Below are 22,535 nucleotides of genomic sequence, written 5' to 3'. Positions count from 1 at the left end.
ATTTGTACCATGCGTAGTATAATGAATGAACAATAATTGGAAACATAATGAGACATTGGTGCGTCCAATAGATGAGTAATTATAAAGGGGTTTTATTTTATGGAAGAACAAAAACAGCGCCGGTACAAAAAAAGAAAAATGCGTAAAGGCCGTGTTTTCATTACAGTGTTGTTGCTCTTATTAATAGCAGTAGGTGTCTACGGCTACAGTCAGTACCAGGCTGGCTTAAAACTAGCGGGTGATGCCAATTCAACTATGGAAGTAGAAGATTTTGTACCGGATGAAAAAGATGGGGAGACTGTAAATTACCTCCTGCTTGGTGTGGATACACGAGGAGAGGAACAATCTCGTTCCGATACAATGATGCTTGTCTCTTGGCAGAAGAAAACAGATGAGATAAAGCTTGTATCTTTCATGCGGGACATTTACGCTGAAATTCCCGATTATGGAAACTATAAGTTGAATACTGCCTTTTATTTAGGCGGGGTGCAGCTAACCAAAGATACGATAACAGAGATGTTTGACGTACCGATCCATCATTACGCATTGATCGATTTTAAAAACTTCGAATCACTCATTGACATAATGGCTCCAGACGGGGTTGAAATTGAAGTAGAGAAGGATATGTCCGCACATATAGGCGTTACGTTAACCCAAGGAGTGCATCAATTAAATGGACAAGAGTTACTCGGGTATGCACGTTTCCGCCATGATGCGCAAGGGGACTTTGGTCGAGTAGAGCGTCAGCAGAAAGTGATTGAGGCGCTGAAAAATGAACTGCTGTCTGTTGGAAATTCAAAAAATTTACCGAAGCTGGTTGGTGCCGCACAGGGGTATGTCACAACTGATGTCTCATCTGCTGATCAATTAAAAACAGTACTAAGCATGGCAGTAGGCGGTGTTGATGTATCAAAAATGACAGTCCCAGCTGAAGGAACGTACACAGATCAGAGAATCAGTGGACTTGGGTTGGTTCTTGATATTGATCAAGAGGCTAACAAGCAGTTACTGCAGGATTTTTTAGAAGGTAACTAGAGTAAAATCATACAAGATATAATAATTAGTGCTACAATATAAATACAATAATCAGAGAATGTGTCGGGGTGGTTTTTTGGAACAGGAAAGTCAGAAAGAGCAGTTGCCGCAAGAGAAGTCCCATTTTTTCTCTACACGGTTCATCCGCTTTCTTGGCGGTAAAAATTTATTATTCTTATTAATTATCACTTTGTTGCTCGGCTGTGTCATTTTTATCTTTGACAAAATAGCATTTATATTCCAACCGATCCAGGTGTTGTTTGAAGTTGTGATCCTGCCGGGAGTGCTCGGCGTTATTCTTTATTACTTGCTTCGCCCGTTCCTGCGGATTTTAATGCGGTGGAAAGTGCCTCGCATTTGGGCTATTCTCATCATTTTCGTTGGACTTATCAGCTTGATTACAGTCCTGATTTTATTAGTGTTCCCTTTCCTCCGTGAGCAGTTTACAAATTTACTTCAAGAGTTTCCGATCTATTTTATGTCGCTTCTTGATGATGTAATAACGTTTATAAATAATTCGCGGATCAATGAATATTTGGCGAATGCCAATATAGACTATAATAAGGTATTGGAAGATATCACGGACAACTTAACGACTACAGTCAAAGATACTGCGACGACTCTGGCAACGAATGTTGCATCAGGTCTTACGGGTTTTGTCACAACATTAACAGGAATTTTACTATCGCTCGTTATCGTGCCATTCATTTTATTTTACTTATTGTGGGAAGGCGAAAAAATGCCGCATTTTATTCTTCGTCTATTCCCGCCGCGCATGCGTAAATTCGTGGATGATGTAATGGTAGACATGGATAATCAAATTAGTTCCTACATTCAAGGGCAAATTTTAGTATCCATTTGTATCGGTATTATGGTAACGATTGGGTTCTTTATTATCCAGCTGCCTTATGCACTTCTTTTAGGTGCCTTAGCAATGTTGACAAGCGTTGTCCCGTATCTAGGTCCCGTAATTGCGATTACCCCAGCACTAATTATCGCCATCGTAACTGATCCTTTTATGGTTATCAAGGTGGGTATTGTATGGACGATTGTACAATTAATCGAAGGGAAGTTTATTTCGCCACAGATCATGGGTAAATCTTTAAGTATACACCCGATTACGATAATATTTGTGCTGTTGACAGCAGGCTCCCTGTTTGGAGTAGTCGGCGTCATACTTGGTATTCCTTCATACGCTTTATTGAAAGTAATTGTTCAACACTTCTATCAGTTATTCAAACAGCGCTATAATAAGTTCCAAGTAAATGAAGAAAATCAATATGAAGATATTCACTAATCGGTAGCTTAAGCTGCCGATTTTCTACAAAAGGGGATGAATAGTATGATTAACAAGTGGTTTACAACAATGGAATCTAACGGAGTAAAGATCGACACGGTTGTCGACAAAACAGACTTAGTAGAAGGAGAGATACTGACTGGAAAGGTATATGTGACGGCAGAGTCAGATGTTGAGAAAATCGACTGTATCATTTTGCGTGTATTAAAAAGGGTAGGAGATTCAACTCAAATTATCGGTAAATCTTCAGTGGAGCTTGTAGGAAGTGTTCATACGAAGGGGTCGGAATTTGTGCCGTTTGAAATTATTCCGGATGATCGATGGGCATGTGAAGAAACAGATGAGATTATTTTCCAGACTGTTTTAGTATTTTTGGACGGAACGGAAATAGAGGATGAGGGTGTTATTACATATACGTTTTTGGAAGAATAAAAGGACGCGGCTGAGAAAGCCGCTTCTCAGAGTGAAGACAAAGTCGCTTTTCGACTTTGTCTTTACGTTTTTTTAGATAGATTTTTAAATGAAGGTTTACCCAGCCTGTCTTGAAAACGCTTGCCAGACAAGGCGCGCCGACGAGCGAAGACGCGAATAGAACCTACGTTCATGAGAGGACGAGCGAGGCAAGCAACGATGAATGAAAGCGTTTGTCAACAGGCTGAGAAGCTGCTTAGATAGCAGCTTCTTTTTTTATTGTCATATTGGAAAGTCTTTGGACAGCTTGCGTCAATTTTTCAACTTCCTGTACTAGGGCCAATCTCATATAACCTTCACCAGCAGAGCCGAATGCAGTTCCTGGTACCATGACGACTCCCGTTTGTTTAATGGCTTCAAAGGCAAATGACCTACTATCGATGTCGTATGGATGTTTTGCCCAAACAAACATACCGCCTTCACTTGGAGCAACTTCCCAACCGATAGAAGTGAGGCCCTCCATTAATGCTTTATGGCGTGCAGCAAATGTTGTACGCAGGCTGGCAGTAATTTCTTCAGCATGATCTAAAGCTTTAGCAGCGACTAATTGGATTGGCTCAAATATACCGAAGTCTAGATTTGATTTTAATTGCTTCAGAATAGAGATCATTTCTGCATTGCCGACGATGTAAGCAATCCGCGAGCCGGCAAGGCTGAAGCTTTTCGATAGTGAATTAATTTCCAATCCCACTTCCATAGCTCCTGGCGTAGCAAGGAAACTAATTGGAGCATCCCCTTTAAAGTAAAATTCTGAATAAGCAGCATCGTGTAAGACAATGACATTGTGTTTTTTCGCAAATGCCACCACTTCTAAAAAGTACTCTTTAGAAGGCATTGCCGGTACAGGGTTACCTGGCAGATTTAGAATAAGCAGCTTTGCTTTCTGTGCCACTTCTTCAGGGACAGCAGACAGATCAGGAAGGTAACCATTTTCTTTTGTTAAAGGCATATAATATGGTTCCGCTCCAGCTAAATGAATCCCGGCATCATAAGCGACATAGGCTGGGTTTGTTGTCAGCACTATGTCCCCTGGGTTACAGAACGCAACCGGGAGATGGACGAGTCCTTCCTGAGAGCCAATCGTTTGTACCACTTCTGTAGCAGGATCTAAATTAACCTGATTAACACGTTTATAGTATCGGCTCACAGAATCGTTAAATGTTTGAACGCCTGTTAATGTATAGCCGTATGATGTTTCTAGTTTTGTTAGTTCAGACATCATTTCCCGCAGGAAGGCGGCTGGAGGAATATCCGGGCTTCCAAGGCTTAAATCAATTAACTGCATACCTTTTGCTTGTTGTTCTCGCGCACATTGCTTCAAATCTCCAAAGATAGCTGGCGCAAAAAGGGACATTTTTTTTGATGGTTGAACTTTCAAAGTAAACACTCCTAAATATTAAAATATAACTAATATTGTACCATAACAGTTCTATCAGAAATGGTGGATTTCAGAAAATAGAATCTTTTCATGCTATAAAGCGAATTCTTACAATATCGCAGGAATTTGCGTAAAATTTTGTTCCTCAACTTACGAATTTTCGTTTACACTGAAAAGAAGAGGTGAGCCAGATGGAAATTTACTCATTAAGCGGCCCAAGCGGCACCGGAAAAAGTACTTCGGCACTAGAATTTGCCCATGAGCATAATATTGACGGCATAATAGACGATGGGCTGCTCATTGTAAACGGGGAAAAACGGGCAGGCGTAAGCGCAAAATTCGAGAAAAACACGATTAAAGCAGTTCGCCGTGCAATTTTTCATGAGGATTGTCACAGGGAAGCTGTACTAGAAGCACTTAAAGAAGCAGACATACATTCATTACTGATTATCGGCACCAGTGATAAGATGACAAAACGAATTGCTGAACGTCTTGGCGTAGGGCCTATTCTGCATTATCATTACATCACTGATATCCGTACATCGCAGGAGATTCAGTTGGCACGGTTTATACGAGAAACCCAAGGAAAACATGTCATGCCAATTCCAGTCATGCAGGTAGAGCAGAACTTTTTTAAACGCTTTATTCAAAAAGGAAAAGAAATCATTTTTAACAAGAAAAAGATAGGGGAAACAACTATTGTTCGGCCTGATTTCCATCACGAAATTATTGAGATCTCTAAGGTAGTATATGTGCAGGTGCTCGAACATGAGCTAAAAAAGAATGCACTTGTACTCCGTCCGGATATTTTAAAGCTTTCTGTGGAGCTGATTCCAACAATGACTATTGAAATCTCATTAAAGGCCCCTGTTACATATAGTGTGCCGGAAGTACTTCGAGATTTACAACAACAGATTTCTGAAACATATCTTCTTCATTTTGGTATTGCTCCTGAGGAAATTGATCTTATTGTCAGAGGGATTAAGTAAAGGATCTTGCTGGAAGGATCTTTAGTATTTACTATATAATATCTTCAATTTCCCCAGTAAGTTCTGGGAAATGAAAAGCCCCCTCTAGTCAAGAAGGGGCTGATTATTACTTCGGCTGGCGTTTAAATTCAGGTTGCCGTTTTTCAACAAAAGCCCGCACGCCTTCTGAGAAATCAGTTTGGGAAACAAACGGGGTGGAGTCCTGCCAAAGTGCAGGTGTCGAATCGATACACTCACGAACCGAGCGTTTTACGGCGAGTAATGAATCCGGTGACATTCCAGCAACTAGTTTACCCATACGGATAGCGAAGCGATTCAGGTCTTTTTCAGCAACTAAATAATTTAACATCCCAGCTTTGTACGCCTCTTCAGCCTTATACATACGCCCTGTAAACACAAAATCCTTCGTAGCGCTCGGGCCTACAAGGTCCACAAGACGCTTCGCGAACTTGTTGTTTAGGGTGATACCAAGCTTACCGACCGGGATGCCCATTTTCGCCTTGTCAGAACCGATCCGGATATCGCATGCCAACGCAAGCTCAAGACCAGCACCCATCGCCGGGCCGTTAATAACACCAATAACGGGAAGGGGAAGATGTTCAATAGTGGAAATAGTTTTTTCCATATGTAAGAAAGCTTCCTCGGCTTTCTCTAAGGAAATGGAATTAAATTCTTTAATATCCGATCCAGCAGTAAAGTTTTCTCCTGAGCCGCGCAGAATTAACACTTTGTTTTTTGGGTTTTCAAGCGTTTGCAGTGCAATCTTTGCCAGCTGATCCCACATATTTGCCGTTAAAGCATTTTTCAGTTGTGGACGATGGATAGTAATGATGGCTAGACCGGCTGTTTCCTGATAAATAATCTTCGCTTCTTCAGCTTCCAATCGAGTCGTACGTACTTGCATGCTATGTCCCCCTGTAATTAAATTATCCTTATTATATACTACAATAATAATCTCACATACAATTTAGCGAATATTCAAGTAAAAAACCGTAAAGATATCCATTTTTTCGTATCTGTTACAATACAGAAAACTTGCTATGCTAACCATATTAGCATAAAAAAAGGGATTTCTTAATAATTAATCAAAAAAGGAAAAAGAGACCCAACAAAAAAATTGACATTTCAAACATATTATCCGACAATAGAGAGTATAAAAATAAATATTTATACGCGCCACTTAAACTAATAAACAAAAATACACACGCAAGCCACTAAGGAGGTTAAAGCATTGGCAGATCATTATACTGAGGCTTTTCGTGCTTTTCTAATTGGGTTGAACAAATCACAGCACACAATTAAACAGTATGTTAATGATGCGAAACAGTTTGAGAAATTTTTAGATGAAGAGTCTTATCGCGAAAGCTTTTCTGAAGGATTAAAAGCGTATATACATCATTTGCATACAAAGTATACTACTGCAAATTCCATCAATCGGAAACTGGCTGCACTTCGTTCATATTTGGAATTTCTTTATAGCCGGAAATATATTAAAGTTTATGATGAAACGTTATTAGAATCTGTAGCGAAACAGCATCCGAAATTAGTTGCTTTAACAGATAAGGAATTGCGTAGCGTATTGAACTGCTGGCATCAAATGTATAGTATCGCGGAAACAGATGAAAATGCATGGCTGGCCATGAGAAATCTTGCCATTACGTATACAATTGCAATGCTTGGTATCAAGCCGGCAGAGCTTGTGAAGATGAAATGGTCCCATATTAATGAAAAGGAAATGACGATCAATATTATGGAACGTCTTTCTTACAGAACATTAGAGATGCCATCTGATTTACTGTCAATTTTATTGCAGTATAAAAAGGAAACAGAAATCTTCTTTTCCCAGCTTGAAGAGATAGATGAAATGTGGCTTGGTGTCGGTAACAAACTTGGAGAACCAATTACAGTCAAAACGGTAGAACGTATTTTTCTCCAACTCTCCAAGCTGCTAGATTTTAAAGTAACATGTACAAATTTACGCTACACAGTTATTGAAATGTATATGAAACAGCAAGAAGATGACGATTTATTTGCCAAATTCGGGTATGCACGAAAAGGTGTGCTTATAGAACGGCATAAACGTCTACTAAAGGAGGAATAATAGTATGGACATCAGCTTAATGGAAGCATATATTATAGAAACACTAAAAGGATACGGAATTTCTTTTGAAGAAGTAGAACAGCGTATGGCGGAAGACCGCCTGGCTGAATGGCAGGAGCAATTCAAATTCGACTTCACGCTGTTAAAAGAGATGGAGACGGAAAAATTGCAACAAGCCTTTTCTGGAAACTACCGTATTAAGTTTGTGACAATTAATGGATTGAAAAATTTATTGCGCATGCGTTTTGATATTCAAGATATTCATTATAAGGAAGTGGAGAACGGTTTGCTAAACCTATCGATTGATGAAACAATCGAGAAACAAATCCGAGGCATGCTTTCTTCAAACTGGACGGTTAAGCGTGCAGGGGATGAAATCTCAATTTTAGTTGAGGGGTAAGGTAATGGAACTTTTACTTGCAGTGATCATATTTTTAATCGTTATTGCGATTTTATGGGCAATTGCAAAGAAACTCATTAAATTTGCATTAATCATATTCATTTTTTATATTCTCTATCAATTGTTCATGAATATGTCCAGTGTATAATACAAGGCCTGCTATCAAGCGATAGCAGGCTCTTTGTGTTTTGTTTTATGAAACCTCTTTACAAGTAAATACATAAATCTTCGCAAAATGTAATAAACTCAATTCTGGCGGCCTTTGTTTAAGTCCGGACAAGGCTCTATCTCTTGCTAAGGCTTCTGCCCCCATCATTCTCCCAGCGGTCAATGTCCCGCTCATCATATATTTCCCCATTGCAGGGAAGCGTGCCGAGGCTTAGTACCAACTTTCGCATATTAATAACACTGACAATTTTACCATCATCCTTTTATAAAAATTTGATAGCTATTTCTATAATATGTAATGAATAGATTTACGTTCGTACATAAAATAAACGGGTTCTAACTAATAAGCCTGGCTTATGCCAAGGATTTTAGGGTAAAGAAAGTGTAAATAATAGGACAGCAATAAAACTCCTATTACAGGATATACTTTACTGAAAAGATAGTGCTAAAAAAGTTTGTTAGGAAATTAGTTAAAGGAGGAGATTCCAATGAACGTAATGTATTTAGGGGGATTAGTGTTTTCATTTGTATTGTTCATCGTAGGTATGCTGTTCTCTTCAGAAATCCCTGTATTATATTTCTTCGGCATTCTCGGTTTGGCAGGTACAGCATATTTTGTGACAAGAATTATTTCCGACTTATATAGAAGTCTCCATCAGTGAATACTAGCATTTGTATGGGATTAAAAAACAAGAGGAGTGTTTACATCCTCTTGTTTTTTGTAGGCTGAAACGGCATAAATATTGTTTATCGTAATTTGATCAGGGAAATTAGCTAATATATAAAGGCCAAAAGGAGCGTTATACAATGAAAAAAACGGTTGCAGAAGTAATAGTGGAGCAGCTTTCCTACTACGGAGTTAAAAAAATATATGGGGTAACCGGGGATGCAATTATTGGGTTACTTGATGCCATCGCTAAACAGAACGAAATTGAGTTTATTGCAGTAAGGCACGAATCAGTAGCGGCATTTATGGCCTCTGCTGAAGCAAAATTAACAGGGAATATTGCTGTTTGTACAGCTACAATGGGTCCAGGTGCAACAAATCTCTTGAACGGTCTTGGAGATGCCTATTCGGATAAGGCGCCTGTTTTAGTTATTACCGGCCAAGCTCCTACAGATAAAATTGGTACTGATTTTCAGCAATATGTCGACCAGCAGGAGTTATTTAAACCATTCGCAGCCTACTCTGCCAACTTGTCAAATGGAGATACAGTGGTCGATATTATGCAAAAGGCAGCACAAGTATCAGTACAGCAGCGTGCTGTTTCCCATATATCGATTCCTAAAGACCTCTTTAAAATGGAATCTGCGGCTCAGGCAAAACCATTACCGACTGTTTTAAAAGGGACTTTCTCCATAGATCTTAAAGGCTTAGAAGAGGTAGTCGCGGTTATGAAAAATGCCAAAAAGCCAATGATTCTAGCAGGAGCTGGAGCAGAAAAAGCTGCTCCTACTATTGTAAAGCTGGCTAAGCAATGGGGGGCAGGCATACTTTACAGTCTAGGAGGGAAGGGCATTTTTCCTAATTCCACGGAGCATTTGCTGCAGGGAATCGGGGAAGGTGGCAACCCTTATGCAAAGGACATTTTTAAGGATGCTGATGTTGTGCTTGTAGCTGGAGCAACATGGTGGCCGGATGGATATGTACCCGTAAACGCAAAGATTATCGTAATTGATCTTCATATCGAAAATGCTAATAAACGGATGCCTGTCGATTTTGGGATCAAAGGGGATACCCAGCATATAGTTCCAGTCCTTCTGCAGGGAATCGCAGACTACGTAACGAATAAAGAATGGGTGGAGCGTGTCACACAGACGAAGGAGAAATGGGAAGAAGTCAACGAGTCTGAAGGGCTTGTCAATGGATTCCCTGTTCATCCGTCTAGAGTTGTCCGCGCGATTGAACGAGTAGTAGAGGAGGATGCAATTATTGCGCTGGACACGGGGAATGTAACTGTCTGGATGAATCGAAATTTCCGTCAAAGCAACCAAAAAATCTTATTCTCAGGCTACTGGCGTTCAATGGGGTTTGGACTGCCAGCAGCTTTAGCAGCAAAATTAGCTTGTCCTCACAAACAAGTTATAGCGGTTGTCGGAGACGGTGGTCTGCAAATGACATTGGCAGATTTATTGACAGCCTCCCAATATAAAATAGACATTACCGTTATCGTCTTTAATAACGGTTCCCTTCAGATGGAAAGTGATAAGATCCGGGCAGCGGGCGATGAAGAGGAAGGAACTCAAATGCTGAATCCGAACTTTGTCAGCCTTGCACTTGCCTGCGGATGGAGAGGTTATCAAATAGAAGAAGGCCAAGAAATGGAATTAATTTTAGAGGAAGCTATCCGAATCAAAGGCCCAACGCTAGTTGATGTATTCACAGAGCAAGCCTTTTTCCCGGAAACAGAGGAATAAACAGAGCAGCTGCATCTGTCAAAACGGATGTGGCTGTTTCATTCATACATACTTTTGCCTTCTTTCACGGTGAATGTGTTAGAAGGATTGCTAACCTAATAAGGAAGTGAAATCATTATGCCGAATATGAAGCAGCTAATGAGTGGACACGATGGCTAAATATAAAATTTACATGTTAATGATTGGTATTATGTTTTTTTGGGGGATGAATGTCGTTGCACTCAAATTGCTCGTTTCCTTTTTTAACCCATTAACTATGACAGCTTTTCGAATTTTCATTGCCGCTCTTACAGTCGTTCTAATAGTAATAGGGTTAAAGAAATTCAGATGGCTTAACTGGCAGGAATGGAAGTGGGTATTACTGGCTAGTCTTCTTGGCATCGTCATCCACCATATGCTCCTTGCTACAGGAATGGCCGGTACATCTGCCGTGAAAACGAGTATTATTATAGGGTTTAGTCCGCTTGTCACAGCAATCTTTGCCTTTTTATTTCGCTTTAGCCGCTTTCAAATTCTTCAATTTGCAGGGTTTGTAATAGGGGCTTTTGGTGTAGTGATGGCGGTATTAAACGATGGAGGAATGGGAGATTCGCTCGAGTGGGGAGATATTCTCGTATTTCTATCAATCATCTCACAGGCGCTGAGTTTTTTAGTCATAAGAAAAGTATCAGCAGAGGTAGACAGCTTTTTACTGACAGGCTATATGCTGCTTGCAGGTTCGCTCTTCCTGCTGCTTGGCAGTTTAGCGATAGACCCAGGAAGCTGGCGTGAGATTTTTGGGGCTCCGTCAGAATACTATTTACTCCTAATAGGATCAGCAGTGCTGGCAACAGCTATTGGTCAAACCGCCTATAATTATGCTATTTCTCAGATCGGTGCGGCAGAAACAGCGATTTTTGGAAACTTTAATACGATTTTTGCTCTAATAGGTACTGCAGTTTTCCTGAAAGAAGTGATTCGTGGAACACAACTGATTGGGTGCTTGCTTATCATCTTTGGAGTACTGTTAGGAACGGGTGCTTTGCAGGAAATGATCATTAAAAGAAGAAGAATAAAAGAGCAGCTATAAAAGTATATGCAGGCCTTGACATAAAAAAACACCTCTACGTTGAATCATGATATCCTATACTCATTTTTCAATGAAATGGAAGGTGTTTTTAGTTTTATCAAGTTTAGGCCAGTGAAAGACTGGCGAAGGCAATTTAAATAGATGCAAAACGTTATCTAATTGTAGAAGTATACAGCTAATCACACCTGCTGCGACAAACTCGTCTCAGCACTAACGTTACAGGATTATCTTTTATTATTAATCTAGATTTAAGTCCTTTGCCAATAAAGAATACATGAATAAATCATCATACTTACCGCATGTATATTCATAGCTTCGCAGGAGCCCTTCTTTAGTAAACCCTTGTCTTTCAAATAGTTTCTGGGAGGCAAGATTCGCTGGTTCAATCAAAGCTTCAATTCGTTGAATGTCCATGTGTTGAAAGCCGTAATGGATAACTGCGTGTAAAGCTTCACGTGCGATTCCTCTATGCCAATAATCACGGCTCAATTCTGTTCCGATTTCAATGCGGCGATGTTTTGCGACACGGTTTAAAAAACCGCAGCTTCCGATTACCTTCCCTTCCTCTTTTAGGGTAATACCCCATCTGATCCCCGTCCCGTCTTTAACAATCGAGTCGTACCAGGCAATCTCCTCCAGCGCATCATTTGTTGTTTGAAAAGGCTCCAGTCCAATATGCCTCATAACGTCCTTATCTGATAAATACAGCAGCATGCTTGCCGCATCTTCTTTCGTTACTCTTCGCAAAATCAATCGTTCTGTTTCCAATGTCGGAAATGTAGTTATTTTCATTTTCTATGTAGCTCCTTTCATTCGAGCTGCAAAAATTCAGCTCCATGCAATTTCCAATATATTGTAGCATAAATAGCAAATTGATAAATGACAAAGGAGCAGGTTAAAAGAGGTATTGAAAAGATGGCAGGACAGGTATAAGATAGCGTTCACCCGGCTAGCGCTTTATAAATAATCTAATGTATTGAGAATCAGGATGACACCGATAATACTCATACCCCACGATAAGGCAGAATCTGTACTAGCATCCATTTTTGTTCGTAAAGCTGCCAGCGGTTTTTGCATCCATTTTGCAAAAAGAACATGAAGAAAATATAAAACGACCGGCGGTAATAGTATGAGAACATTATAGCCAATTAGAGTCGGAAGCCACTCCCACATTGGCAATTCAGCGGTCACCATCAAACCGATTGCGGCGAAATAAGGTACTGCCAACCCAATCTCGAGCAGGGCAGTTGTAATACCGATCCCGATCATTGGAAGTAATCCTGACGATTTTGGCAAAGTAGACGTTTTTCCGCTTCGTTTCGGAACATAAAAGCTGCCAATAAGTAAAAGCAGACCGATGAAAAATATAACCCGGCTCATCAATTGGCTTCTGAAAACCTCAGCCATAGAATCCAATACATACTCAAGTCCAAGCATTAACAGTAAACCACAAATAAAGTAAATACCCCCAATGGTCAAAAGGTAAACAAATAAGCGTGTGGCAATTTTCCGCTTATGAGTTAACAGTAAATAAACAGTCACGCCTAGTGCAGTGGGACTGAGCATATCTAAAATAGCTAGGCCGCCAATCATCAAAAGCATTGAAACACTCATTATTTTTCTCCTTCCGTCTGGTGGCCGGATAAGTATACAGCATAAGCACTATCCATAAATTCGAGTATCGTCTGCTCAATCGGATACATGCCTGCTTTTTGTGATTGCTCTGGAGACATGCGTGTTTTCCAGAGTTTATCGATGAAATCGTCATGTCCGCCAAATGATTCAAGCCGTTTTTCATCCATCCTTCCTATAATAGCTTGGACGTTAGGGGAGTGAACCCCTTCATGCATACAGTGAGTAAGCTGATTGATGAGCGAAATCCATTCCTGGGTTTCAACGGAATCCTCAGCCATATTAGGTACCTTTTTTAGAAGTGTAAGTTCTTGGTTCGTAAATAATGATCTTCGAAATTGCTGTCTTATTTCCTCATGTTGTGCAGAGAGCTGCAGAAGATTTTGAATGGCTTTATCCTCGTTATTTCCTTCCAATGAGATACTATTAATCAGCTCTCTTAAAGCAGTCTCCATATTGGCAAGCTTCTTTTGTTCTTCTAAGACAGATGCCAGCTGATTCTTTAAGCTTTGGCCCCAGTCCCAATCTGGAGAGTCTAAAATCCTCTTTATTTCTTTTAGCGAGAAACCGCCCTTTTTTAAAAATTGGACCTGCTGCAGCCTCTTTAATTCTTCAACAGCATACAATCGGTGTCCGCCTTCAGTTTTTGCAGCAGGCTGAATTAATCCGACTTTATCATAGTAGCGAAGGGTCCTTACTGTAACCCCCATCAGTTCAGCAGCTTTATTAATATGGAGCATCGGAATCATCCTTTCAAATTAAGATGTTTTAAGCAAGACAATCAACCTTCTTAACATCGTAAGGTAGAGTAAAAGTGACTCAATGCTGGCTTTTCCCCGCTAAATATTGCAGAAGAAATCCAACCCCTAAGCCGATCAACACAAATTGAAAGGCATTTCCTGTCAACAATCCAATTCCTGCCCCGATAATCACACAACCATAAATTATTAAATCATTCATTTTCATTCGTTGATAACCTCCATTCATATGCTGGGATTTTATGAACATCTCCTTCAGTTATCAATAAGTATAATAAATGACGTTGCGTCAGCTTCAAGTGTAATTATTAGAAAACCTACATGAAACCAAAAAATACAGAGCCGGCTTAAAAGAAAAAATAAGAATTACCTTGCAATCAAGCTTTTCGGTACTCTTACTAAACTGAAGAGGCATAGAACCATATAAATTCCGGTACATAAAAAGGCAAATGAATGAATAGGCAGGGAGAAAACCTTATTTAGTCCGAACAAGGGCATGATGAAAAAAACATAAAGCGGATACCGGATTGCACCCAGGAAATCCAAGAAAGCAATTTCGATAAGGGAAGATTCCATCGCAAACAAAATTCCAGTCAGGCAACTGCATATAGTACAAAGAAACAGGATTGTTTTATTACGTAAACTAAACAACGCAAGAAGATATATACCCGTAGTTAGTAAACCTACTATACTTGGTTCGACATCTGGGTATTTTAAGCCTGCCCAAAAGTTCATTCCCAACGTAAGAGAAAATAAGAGCAATATGATAAGGCCACGCATTATTTATCATTCCTCCATTTAGTATGTATTAGTGTAAATTTACACTAAAAGGGAGCAAAGTGTAAAGGGCTTTTTAGCTCATTCATCATTGCAACCGATTGTTTGTACTGATAGAAAATTAAACAAGAAGATAGAGGTGAACGGGGAACAGTGGTAACCAAGAAGGACAACACTTATTCAAAAATTCGAAGGCAGCTTTTTTCACAGGGCAAGTAATATGTCGCAGGACAATGGAGGTCACTAAGAAAAAGAATGCACTGGTGAAGTCATTACTGGCAGGAAAGAAAAGATAGCAAAACGAGGAGAAAGCGGACATTACAATAGTACATAATGAACAAGCGAAGGAATGAGGAAATTTAAAGAGAGTCTTTCAGAAGAGTCATGTTATGTCATTTGTATGAAAACGCAGAAAAAAATCTGCTTTCTGGTAATGGGGGGAACAGTGAAAAGGTGAATTGTACATGATTAATAATTGAATAATGGATCTAGCAGTAAGCGAGGCTGTCCCCATAGAGGAGAATAGCTCAAGAAAAGATTAATCGATCCTTGACCTGTTGTTTCTATCCTCCATGGAGGCCTTGTCCTTATAAATAATCGAGGCAAACAAAAATCAGCAATAGACCAAACATACTAACAAACCAAGAAAGCGAGGTATCCCTGTTGTTTTCTACCTTGGATCTCCATTTTTCGAACCGCTTGTACTTTCCATTGGAAAAGAAGCGGAAGAATAGAAAAACGAGGATGGACGGTACAAGCATCAACGCATTATAAGCGATAAGGATCGGCAGCCATTCAATCCATGTCAGTTTAGCTGAGGTCATTAACCCGATTGCTGCAAAATAAGGGAAAGCCGTGCTAACTTCAACCAATGCAGTCGTAAAGCCGATTGCAACCATTGAATACATGTTATTTAATGTCGGCATTGGACGTTTGTTTTTCTTTTTCCCTTTTCTCGGTAAATAGAAGCCTGTAATAAATAAGGTTGCCCCAATTAATAAAAGGCCCCAACTAATCAAATTATCTTGGAAAATGTCACTTAAAAAACGGAGAATATAGCCAAGCCCTAACATTAATAAGACGCCGACACCAAAATACAGGCTCGAAACGGTAAATAGATAGACAAATAGATGCCTTGTCACCTTTTTTTTCATCGTCAGCAGCAAGTATAGGGTAATTCCTAATGTAGCAGGCAGCAGCATATCAACAAAGGCTAATCCAGCAATGATATAGAGCAGAGTGCTCATAAATCCTCTCCTTCAGTGAATTTAAAAACAGATCGTAAGGCAGCAGTCTTCCTAACGTTAACGTATTTCGGTTGCATTCTGCATATGTTTTAGATTCTATAGAACCGGCTATTCAGAATATGAAAGAATGACATTTATTAGAATCTGCTGCCGATGAATTTTTGGCTTCATCAGTACATGAACATGTTTGCTCAGGATAGACAGGAGCGGAAGAAAATATGACGAACAAATAGATATAGGCAGATCCGTGAAATCAGATCCGCCTGTATAATGACATTGTAACTAGATAGAAACGTATAAGGGGTTACGTTGCAGGTAATATACTTTCAATATAGTGTTCAATGGATTGATCGGTCATTTCGCCCGTCACAATCCGTTTGACCTTACCCTCCGGATCGATGAGAATCGTGGTAGGTAAGGGGCTAATATTATAGGCAGTTAGTACACTTTTGTTTGCATCTATAACGACAGGAAAAGTCATGCCCATTTGCTCCACGTATTTTGACACTTCTAATTTTGACTGCGCGATATTCACCGCAATCATTTCAAAGTTCTCCCCAGCAAATTGATGATATTGGCGCTCCATTGCCGGCATTTCACGCTCACAAGGTTCACACCAAGTTCCCCAGAAATTCAGAAATACCCCTTTTCCCTGTTTAGTATAATCAGAAAGGCGATAAACTTGTCCGTCTAGACCAGCCAATTCGAAGTCAGGGGCAGGATCACCAACTTGTAATACCGCCACTTGATCTTTCGTTAGCGAAGAGTAGACAGTATAGGCAATGGCAGCAAAGAGTGTAAGTAAGATAATGCTTCTTGTCATTCTTCTATTCTTTTTCTTCATTTTTCAGCATTATGACTCGGTCGATAGAAAAAATTCATGAACTACCTCTTCAGGTGCATCTCCCACAATTCGAGCCACTTCTTCTCCATTTTCAAAGTAAATGAGTGTTGGAGTAGATTCGATTTTATACTCATTCCAAGCCATATCAAACTCCAACACATTTAGTTGATCGATCGTTTTGCTATATTGCTCTGCAATAGGCATAAGAACAGGCGTGAAAGCTTTACAGTACTGACATGTTGGACTGAAAAAATATGCATATGTACCTTCATTACTGTCGATTTTACTTTCCAAATCATCAGGGAGGATAATATGTTGGTAATTTTCATCTGCTAATAACTCGATGGTAGATGGCTCTAAGTTATCTGTACCGTATGGATTATCATTAGCTTCTAGAATGTCATTTTGCGATTTATTCGTCAGCAAAATAATTCCGATCACCAATACAGCAATAATTCCACCTACTATAGCTAACTTTTTCAATAATATTCACCTCCTTGCTAGCCATTGTAAAAAGAAAATATTTCGAATTCAAGATATTCTGCTGATTATTAAACGATTATTTATCAATTTGTGGAGAAAATAGGGAGGTTTTGTGAAAAGAGAATTTCACATTTTTCATTAATGCTAATGAATAAGTGGATATCAAAAAGGGAAATTCAACTGTACAGCAAGATACAAGTAATGGTACTATTTACATTATGCATCTTAAAAACATGTTAATTTTAATTAGTTTCATTATGAAGAAAGCATTTCTTTATCAATGGCAGCGGATTGAGAAAAGAAAATCCGATCTACTGTGAATCCATGATAGATTAATAAACTTCTTATCACAGAGAGCTGTACCTTTGTTGGCTCGAAAATATATTCATTTATAAACGAGGTTATTCATTAGTGGAAGTAAGGAAAGAGAAAATTGAATCGCTGAAGTTTATGCGCGTGACAGCCATGCTGCTCGTCGTACTCATTCATGTGACAGGAGGGGCTCTAGGAAAGCTGTCTCCAGACGATCCGTTCTATTTTATATACTTAATACTCAATCGGTTCACTCGCTTTGAAGGTGCGGTATTCGTATTCCTGAGCGGGTTACTATTGTTTTACAACTATGCTTCACGTCCCTTTACAAGAGAAACATGGGAAAACTTTTATAAAAAACGCTTTCTCTATATTTTGGCTCCATTTTTCGTATGGTCTATCTTTTATGAATGGTTTGCGGTCTATATAGGGATGAGGGAGTATGAGGGAATAGGTCCGGTAGTAAAAAGTATAGTGACAGGACAATCGTTTTATCAATTGTATTTTATCCTCATTTTAGTGCAGCTATATTTTTTATTGCCATTATTCATTTACTTGATGCATAAATTTCATTGGTTTAAAAAATATTTGCCGATTATAGGAATCGTTGTTGAAGTAGTAGTGCAGACAGTAATGAAGCAAAACGGCATTCATTTTGGCTTCCCGCTGTTTACAGTCTATATTGCAAGCTTCTTCTTCGGAGGGTGGGTAGGCGTCTACTATCCAATCTTAAAAAAGGAATGGTCGAAACGGTGGCTGCTGTTAGGCGTTATGTGTACGGTCATACTCGGTCTGGTATACACGGCACTGTATTATTACCGCAATATCATTGGTTTGACAAACATCCCATATATACCATTTAAGTTATTAGCAGTTGTCTATTTTTTAGCAGCCTGCTATGTACTCTTTAAGGTCAGCATCTGGCTTGAACATCGTGGATCTACGAGGCTGAATAAATGGGCGGAGCATCTGCGTATTTACTCTTTCGGCTTTTACCTGGTCCACCCATGGCTTTTATATGTATGGCAGCAGATTTTGGTGCCGGAAACGATTACTCAATATCATGCCTACATGCTTATTTGCTATCTTGCTGTACTATTAAGCTGCTATTTATTCATTCGTACTGTGCATCTCTTGTTCCCGCGGGCATGGATGCTGTTTGGCAAGCTGCCGCAAAAGTGAAAAAATGAAAAAAATGCCTTCAGAGATGAGAGGCATTTTTTTTATGGAATATGGTAAATTTAATTCTAATTTCAAAGCCTAAGAGCAGGGAGTATGTCATTATTTATAAAGTCCTCTTGTGATAATGAAACAATTATCTTTGTTTTTTATCAATTAATATTGAGAGAACTTCATGGAATTTACTTTTATCTTTTTCATTTTTAAGTACTTTATCAAGATCTACGGCTCCAATAACATAGCGGATCTCCTTATTTTCCATAAAAAGTCCCGTATGATTGGAAAAAAGGTCTTGAAACCATGCTTCACACCTCAGTTGCTTTAAATTCTGGTTAATTTTTTCTTCTGTAGGATAAGCATTTTTTCCACCCCAAAGTGTAATGAAGGTTTGCAATATGTCGCTAAGCATCCAATCAGCTCCTTAAAACTAATAAGAATGAATGATACAGTAGGTTCCCAAATTCCGGCACTTCGAAAAAGCACGCTCTATTGTGTTTTGCCCGTAATAAATGGCTAATGTATTTGTCATTTCAAGAGATGAGAAATAACTTTCGTCCATTGTATTAATACAATCAAAATATTCAAAATCCCTTTATTTAAAGCATTAAATATTTCGTGCCTACCCGGTAAGGCTTTTCATCGCCTTTTGCAATTCACGAATTAACCGGAAGGCTACAGGGCATACGCTTCCGTTTGACATAATGACACAGCGCTTCTTTAGATTAATTTCAACTACATGGTTTAAGTTAATTGTACAGCTCTTATGGCAACGAAAAAAATATTCGGAGAGCGTATCAAGTTCCTTTAGTTTCCCGTAAAAGACATGACGTCCATTTTTCTCATATAGTTCAAGTTTGTGCGGATGAACCGAAGATTCAATATAGTAAATATCTTGGAGTCTAATATTCTTTATCTTTTCTCCAACCTTGTTTTGCAACCATTTCGAGGTGTCTACTGTCCCAATTTGTTTATGCTTTTCAAAGGCTGCCTGTAATGCCTTTATTACATCTAGCGCCATTTGTTCAGGGGATTTTTTGATGATAAAATCTAATGCCGCAAGCTTATAAGTAAATGTTAAAGGCAGCCGATCAGCGTGGTTTGTTATGAAAATTATATGAGCAAAAGGATCCATGCGCCTAATTCTTTGAGCTAACTCCATTCCATCTATTTGATCATTCAGCTCAATGTCCAATAAATAGCAGTCAATTTTGCTGAATTCGTTATGCTGAATGAGATCCTTAAGAGAACCTGTACATATAGAAATTTCAATTGAAGGCTCCTGAAAAAGAGCATAATTTCGAATGCTTTTTAAAAGTAATTCTCGATGAAATACATCATCTTCCAGAATAGCTACTCTCATTTACTTTCCTTCCTTTCTATTAATAATTCCTGTATAAACCATTCGTTTTCTAAATATGTATTTAGCGTAATAGCAGGGTACTTTGACAAAATTTGTTTTACATTATATAGTCCAGAGCCTCTGGAATTTTCTTTAGTAGAATAGCTTTCCTCAAATAACCTGCTCATGTCTGGAAATGGCTGCTTGAGAGTATTATTGATTACAATCAATACACCATTATTATGAGTATTTAAAAAGGCAACTTGTATTTGAGAAAATTCCTGCACCGCGCTTGCTTCAATTGCATTATCCAATAAAATCCCTAAAATTCTTGACAAATCGATTTTATCAATTGATATATAGTCAATTTTTTCGGGGATTTCTACTTGTGCTGAAACGGAGAGATCGCCCGCTTTAAGTAATTTTGCGGCAAGCAAGCCCTTGATCTCCGAAATGTACATATTCTCGAGAGAAGGAAAAACCCCAGGCTCATGATGACCTGTCTTTAAGACAAATTTATTAAAATAAGCGGCCAAGCCTTTCATATCCTGATTTTGAATATAGCCATTTAGGGACAGGAGGATATTGGCATAATCATGCTGCAGAGTTCTCATTCTTTTATTTGTTTTTTCTAATTCGGTAGAATACATTTCAAAATAGTAGCGTTCGGCTTCTTTTTGCTTTAATTCAACTTCTTTTTTCCAAATCGATGCAATCAATTTAAATGAAAGTAATAAAAATAAAGAATAAACAATAAGGATTATAAGATTTAACATAGTAACTTGCAGCTCGCCATTAGCAGCAGGTACAGGTATTTGTAAGTAGAAAATGAAAAAAGAAACGACCGCTATTAGGAATAGATAGCGACTCCATTTAAATTTAGCCATTTCATCTATTTGTAAGAATAGAGAAGGCACCCGTTTTTTATAGAGGGAAAGACTACCGAAAAGCAGCCCTAAAATAATGACTCCGTGTAACGTGAGCGGAATAGGAACCGATGCTGCAACAAATAAAATAAATGATTCAATTACAATCGTAATTAGATGGATATTGATAATATGTAAAAAAACAAACCAGTTTCTTGTAAATACATAAAATAAACTCTCGCCTAGGAAAACGCATAATAGGATAGGGAGCCACTGCATCTCCTGAAATTCTGCAGCCGCGGTCGCGATAAAAAGATTCAGTAAGAAGCAGGACATCAGCCGTTTGAAAGAGGGGTTAATATCCAACACGTAAAAGAGGGAGATAAAAGTAATGATAAAATTAAAAATTGCCATCGAATAAATTTCCATTATTTTTCTCCTTTTAGTGAAATGATATCATTTATTGCGTTTAAGATGAGTTTTATATCGTTCATGATAAATACCATACAAGTAGCAGGACGCTTTTTATAATAAATTTGGTTGCAAATTTGTCATAGAAAGTTGGAAGTAATTTGAATAATGAAAGTTTATTGTAAATTAGCAGTGTTTCCCTATTTGTTTCTTTTACCTTATTACTCTTGGCAATTATTCCGTTAGGGCTGTCAGTAAAATCTAAAGGCGGCGTAATTACAAAAATCGGTATGGTGATCGCTTATCTAGCATTTATTCTCCAAATTAGTTACTTCCTTTTAAGGTGGATGGCAGTGGGACATGCTCCCGTCAGTAATATGTATGAATTCATGACTTTTTTTGGTATCATGCTTCACGGCGCATTTCTGGTGAGCCATTTCATTTACAAACAAACGATGATTGGGCTTTTTTCAATTCCAATTACCCTGTTGATAATCGGATATGGCAGTGCTTTTTCGAATGAAGCATCTCCATTACTGCCTAGCCTGCAAAGCAACTGGCTGGCAATTCATGTTATTACGGTAGCGGCCTCCAGTGCCATTTTGTCGATTGCCTTCGTAATGGGCCTTATGTATTTACTTCGTACCATTGATGTTCATCAAAGATCTGTACAGAGTATCTGCCTAGAAGCTGTCTTTTATAGTTTGATGATCGTGTGCGGTTTTGTCGTTAGTTCGGTATCGTTCAATCTTTTCTACACTCCTGTAACCATGCAAATTAGTAATATTGAAGAGGCTGCTCAAACCGTCACCTATACGATGCCCCCTATAATAGTCAATGAATTGGCTGAAATTAAAGATACTGGAGGTATATGGGAAATCCCAAATACTATTGATGCAAGGAAGCTTACTACCATCCTTTGGTCGTTCATCGCTGGGACTATTATATATATCTTTGTCCGTTTAGGAACAAGAAAAAGTATCATTCAATTAGTAAAGCCTTTTACCCAAAAGGCAAATCCACTGCTGCTTGATGAAATAGCTTACCGAGCTATTTTAATAGGTTTTCCATTATTTTCTCTGGGTGGACTCTTTTTTGCGATGAGATGGGCACAAATTGCTTGGGGAAGGTACTGGGGGTAGGATCCAAAAGAAGTATGGGCGTTGATTACCTGGCTCTTTTATGCTGCATTGCTGCACCTTCGTTTATCTAAAGGATGGGAAGGACGACGGACAGCTTGGCTATCCATTATCGGTTTCGGGCTCATTGTATTTAACCAGGTATTTGTAAATTTAGTGATTGCAGGTCTTCATTCATATGCTTAGAATAAAGGGGACTTCTCTTGAGTTAAGTATTATGTA

The 22,535-nt window shown here is 38.8% G+C and carries 23 protein-coding genes and 1 pseudogene; 12 read left to right on the top strand and 12 right to left on the bottom strand.

The annotated features are described in order from the left end of the window. The first annotated feature begins 99 nt into the window (after window positions 1-99). The 3 genes from AA0Y26_RS12105 to AA0Y26_RS12095 all read left to right on the top strand — a co-directional run bounded on the left by AA0Y26_RS12105 (window position 100) and on the right by AA0Y26_RS12095 (window position 2,764). On the top strand, window positions 100-1,035 hold the full coding sequence (locus AA0Y26_RS12105; RefSeq protein WP_413361973.1) for an LCP family protein: 936 nt from the start codon (window positions 100-102) through the stop codon (window positions 1,033-1,035). Window positions 1,036-1,111: 76 nt separating this feature from the next. Next, a complete protein-coding gene (locus AA0Y26_RS12100) occupies window positions 1,112-2,332 on the top strand; it encodes an AI-2E family transporter (protein WP_413361971.1) in 1,221 nt (406 codons plus the stop codon). Window positions 2,333-2,377: 45 nt separating this feature from the next. Further along, window positions 2,378-2,764 (top strand): cysteine synthase, encoded by a 387-nt coding sequence (locus AA0Y26_RS12095; RefSeq protein ID WP_413361969.1) that lies wholly within the window; start codon window positions 2,378-2,380, stop codon window positions 2,762-2,764. 235 nt (window positions 2,765-2,999) lie between these two features. Here AA0Y26_RS12095 and AA0Y26_RS12090 read toward each other — a convergent pair whose 3' ends face one another. Further along, entirely contained in the window at window positions 3,000-4,181 is a 1,182-nt protein-coding gene (locus AA0Y26_RS12090) for an aminotransferase class I/II-fold pyridoxal phosphate-dependent enzyme (RefSeq protein ID WP_413361967.1), read from the bottom strand. 191 nt (window positions 4,182-4,372) lie between these two features. On the opposite strand from AA0Y26_RS12090, the gene AA0Y26_RS12085 reads away from it, so the two are divergent. Then, window positions 4,373-5,170: a hypothetical protein gene (locus AA0Y26_RS12085; RefSeq protein ID WP_413361965.1), complete on the top strand. Its 798-nt coding sequence runs from the start codon at window positions 4,373-4,375 to the stop codon at window positions 5,168-5,170. A gap of 106 nt (window positions 5,171-5,276) precedes the next feature. Here AA0Y26_RS12085 and AA0Y26_RS12080 read toward each other — a convergent pair whose 3' ends face one another. Then, the gene (locus tag AA0Y26_RS12080; RefSeq protein ID WP_413361963.1) at window positions 5,277-6,074 is read right to left on the bottom strand and encodes an enoyl-CoA hydratase/isomerase family protein; all 798 of its coding nucleotides are present in this window, start codon (window positions 6,072-6,074) and stop codon (window positions 5,277-5,279) included. A gap of 327 nt (window positions 6,075-6,401) precedes the next feature. On the opposite strand from AA0Y26_RS12080, the gene AA0Y26_RS12075 reads away from it, so the two are divergent. From AA0Y26_RS12075 to AA0Y26_RS12050, 6 genes are all read left to right on the top strand, one after another. Beyond that, window positions 6,402-7,271, top strand: coding sequence for a tyrosine-type recombinase/integrase (locus AA0Y26_RS12075; protein WP_413361961.1), 870 nt, complete (start codon window positions 6,402-6,404; stop codon window positions 7,269-7,271). Window positions 7,272-7,275: 4 nt separating this feature from the next. Then, on the top strand, window positions 7,276-7,671 hold the full coding sequence (locus tag AA0Y26_RS12070) for a hypothetical protein (protein WP_413361959.1): 396 nt from the start codon (window positions 7,276-7,278) through the stop codon (window positions 7,669-7,671). 4 nt (window positions 7,672-7,675) lie between these two features. Continuing rightward, window positions 7,676-7,819 carry a hypothetical protein gene (locus AA0Y26_RS12065; protein WP_413361957.1) on the top strand — a complete coding sequence of 48 codons (144 nt, stop codon included), beginning with the start codon at window positions 7,676-7,678 and terminating at the stop codon, window positions 7,817-7,819. A 508-nt stretch (window positions 7,820-8,327) separates the two neighbouring features. Beyond that, complete coding sequence (locus AA0Y26_RS12060; protein ID WP_413361955.1) at window positions 8,328-8,501, top strand: hypothetical protein; 174 nt, start codon at window positions 8,328-8,330, stop codon at window positions 8,499-8,501. 145 nt (window positions 8,502-8,646) lie between these two features. Next, window positions 8,647-10,257 carry a thiamine pyrophosphate-binding protein gene (locus AA0Y26_RS12055; protein WP_413361953.1) on the top strand — a complete coding sequence of 537 codons (1,611 nt, stop codon included), beginning with the start codon at window positions 8,647-8,649 and terminating at the stop codon, window positions 10,255-10,257. Between the two features lie 151 nt (window positions 10,258-10,408). Next, window positions 10,409-11,326 carry a DMT family transporter gene (locus tag AA0Y26_RS12050; RefSeq protein WP_413361951.1) on the top strand — a complete coding sequence of 306 codons (918 nt, stop codon included), beginning with the start codon at window positions 10,409-10,411 and terminating at the stop codon, window positions 11,324-11,326. Window positions 11,327-11,563: 237 nt separating this feature from the next. Here AA0Y26_RS12050 and AA0Y26_RS12045 read toward each other — a convergent pair whose 3' ends face one another. From AA0Y26_RS12045 to AA0Y26_RS12015, 7 genes are all read right to left on the bottom strand, one after another. Continuing rightward, window positions 11,564-12,118 carry a GNAT family N-acetyltransferase gene (locus AA0Y26_RS12045; RefSeq protein ID WP_413361949.1) on the bottom strand — a complete coding sequence of 185 codons (555 nt, stop codon included), beginning with the start codon at window positions 12,116-12,118 and terminating at the stop codon, window positions 11,564-11,566. Window positions 12,119-12,283: 165 nt separating this feature from the next. Continuing rightward, window positions 12,284-12,940, bottom strand: a complete 657-nt coding sequence (locus AA0Y26_RS12040; protein ID WP_413361947.1) for a GAP family protein — start codon at window positions 12,938-12,940, stop codon at window positions 12,284-12,286. Then, window positions 12,940-13,698, bottom strand: coding sequence for a MerR family transcriptional regulator (locus AA0Y26_RS12035; protein WP_413361945.1), 759 nt, complete (start codon window positions 13,696-13,698; stop codon window positions 12,940-12,942). The genes AA0Y26_RS12040 and AA0Y26_RS12035 overlap by 1 nt, the downstream gene beginning before the upstream one ends. A 79-nt stretch (window positions 13,699-13,777) precedes the next feature. After that, window positions 13,778-13,924 carry a hypothetical protein gene (locus AA0Y26_RS12030; protein WP_413361943.1) on the bottom strand — a complete coding sequence of 49 codons (147 nt, stop codon included), beginning with the start codon at window positions 13,922-13,924 and terminating at the stop codon, window positions 13,778-13,780. Between the two features lie 1,156 nt (window positions 13,925-15,080). Next, complete coding sequence (locus AA0Y26_RS12025; protein WP_413361941.1) at window positions 15,081-15,740, bottom strand: GAP family protein; 660 nt, start codon at window positions 15,738-15,740, stop codon at window positions 15,081-15,083. A gap of 304 nt (window positions 15,741-16,044) precedes the next feature. Beyond that, window positions 16,045-16,584: a thiol-disulfide oxidoreductase ResA gene (gene resA / locus AA0Y26_RS12020; RefSeq protein WP_413361939.1), complete on the bottom strand. Its 540-nt coding sequence runs from the start codon at window positions 16,582-16,584 to the stop codon at window positions 16,045-16,047. Between the two features lie 9 nt (window positions 16,585-16,593). Beyond that, window positions 16,594-17,067, bottom strand: a complete 474-nt coding sequence (locus tag AA0Y26_RS12015) for a thioredoxin family protein (RefSeq protein ID WP_413361937.1) — start codon at window positions 17,065-17,067, stop codon at window positions 16,594-16,596. Window positions 17,068-17,478: 411 nt separating this feature from the next. On the opposite strand from AA0Y26_RS12015, the gene AA0Y26_RS12010 reads away from it, so the two are divergent. Beyond that, window positions 17,479-18,561: an acyltransferase gene (locus AA0Y26_RS12010; protein WP_413361935.1), complete on the top strand. Its 1,083-nt coding sequence runs from the start codon at window positions 17,479-17,481 to the stop codon at window positions 18,559-18,561. Window positions 18,562-18,694: 133 nt separating this feature from the next. On the opposite strand, the gene AA0Y26_RS12005 is transcribed toward AA0Y26_RS12010, so the two are convergent. The 3 genes from AA0Y26_RS12005 to AA0Y26_RS11995 form a co-directional block, all read right to left on the bottom strand. Then, on the bottom strand, window positions 18,695-18,967 hold the full coding sequence (locus AA0Y26_RS12005; RefSeq protein WP_413361933.1) for a hypothetical protein: 273 nt from the start codon (window positions 18,965-18,967) through the stop codon (window positions 18,695-18,697). Between the two features lie 210 nt (window positions 18,968-19,177). Further along, window positions 19,178-19,918, bottom strand: a complete 741-nt coding sequence (locus AA0Y26_RS12000; protein WP_413361931.1) for a LytR/AlgR family response regulator transcription factor — start codon at window positions 19,916-19,918, stop codon at window positions 19,178-19,180. Continuing rightward, on the bottom strand, window positions 19,915-20,784 hold the full coding sequence (locus AA0Y26_RS11995) for a sensor histidine kinase (protein ID WP_413361929.1): 870 nt from the start codon (window positions 20,782-20,784) through the stop codon (window positions 19,915-19,917). Before AA0Y26_RS11995 ends, AA0Y26_RS12000 begins: the two co-directional genes overlap by 4 nt. Window positions 20,785-21,359: 575 nt before the next feature. Here AA0Y26_RS11995 and ccsB point away from each other — a divergent pair. Next, window positions 21,360-22,499: pseudogene (gene ccsB / locus AA0Y26_RS11990) on the top strand (c-type cytochrome biogenesis protein CcsB). The last annotated feature ends 36 nt before the right edge of the window (window positions 22,500-22,535 follow it).

The sequence above is a fragment of the Lysinibacillus canaveralius genome, from assembly GCF_047301505.1.
Classification (GTDB): Bacteria; Bacillota; Bacilli; order Bacillales_A; family Planococcaceae; genus Lysinibacillus_B.
This window is presented reverse-complemented; position numbering and strand designations above follow the sequence as displayed.

Coding starts and splice junctions, on each gene's coding strand:
- AA0Y26_RS12105 (WP_413361973.1), top strand. CDS start 100: ATGGAAGAACAAAAACAGCGCCGGTACAAAAAAAGAAAAATGCGTAAA.
- AA0Y26_RS12095 (WP_413361969.1), top strand. CDS start 2,378: ATGATTAACAAGTGGTTTACAACAATGGAATCTAACGGAGTAAAGATC.
- AA0Y26_RS12085 (WP_413361965.1), top strand. CDS start 4,373: ATGGAAATTTACTCATTAAGCGGCCCAAGCGGCACCGGAAAAAGTACT.
- AA0Y26_RS12080 (WP_413361963.1), bottom strand. CDS start 6,074: ATGCAAGTACGTACGACTCGATTGGAAGCTGAAGAAGCGAAGATTATT.
- AA0Y26_RS12070 (WP_413361959.1), top strand. CDS start 7,276: ATGGACATCAGCTTAATGGAAGCATATATTATAGAAACACTAAAAGGA.
- AA0Y26_RS12065 (WP_413361957.1), top strand. CDS start 7,676: ATGGAACTTTTACTTGCAGTGATCATATTTTTAATCGTTATTGCGATT.
- AA0Y26_RS12060 (WP_413361955.1), top strand. CDS start 8,328: ATGAACGTAATGTATTTAGGGGGATTAGTGTTTTCATTTGTATTGTTC.
- AA0Y26_RS12055 (WP_413361953.1), top strand. CDS start 8,647: ATGAAAAAAACGGTTGCAGAAGTAATAGTGGAGCAGCTTTCCTACTAC.
- AA0Y26_RS12050 (WP_413361951.1), top strand. CDS start 10,409: ATGGCTAAATATAAAATTTACATGTTAATGATTGGTATTATGTTTTTT.
- AA0Y26_RS12045 (WP_413361949.1), bottom strand. CDS start 12,118: ATGAAAATAACTACATTTCCGACATTGGAAACAGAACGATTGATTTTG.
- AA0Y26_RS12040 (WP_413361947.1), bottom strand. CDS start 12,940: ATGAGTGTTTCAATGCTTTTGATGATTGGCGGCCTAGCTATTTTAGAT.
- AA0Y26_RS12035 (WP_413361945.1), bottom strand. CDS start 13,698: ATGCTCCATATTAATAAAGCTGCTGAACTGATGGGGGTTACAGTAAGG.
- AA0Y26_RS12030 (WP_413361943.1), bottom strand. CDS start 13,924: ATGAAAATGAATGATTTAATAATTTATGGTTGTGTGATTATCGGGGCA.
- AA0Y26_RS12025 (WP_413361941.1), bottom strand. CDS start 15,740: ATGAGCACTCTGCTCTATATCATTGCTGGATTAGCCTTTGTTGATATG.
- resA (WP_413361939.1), bottom strand. CDS start 16,584: ATGAAGAAAAAGAATAGAAGAATGACAAGAAGCATTATCTTACTTACA.
- AA0Y26_RS12005 (WP_413361933.1), bottom strand. CDS start 18,967: ATGCTTAGCGACATATTGCAAACCTTCATTACACTTTGGGGTGGAAAA.
- AA0Y26_RS12000 (WP_413361931.1), bottom strand. CDS start 19,918: ATGAGAGTAGCTATTCTGGAAGATGATGTATTTCATCGAGAATTACTT.
- AA0Y26_RS11995 (WP_413361929.1), bottom strand. CDS start 20,784: ATGGCTAAATTTAAATGGAGTCGCTATCTATTCCTAATAGCGGTCGTT.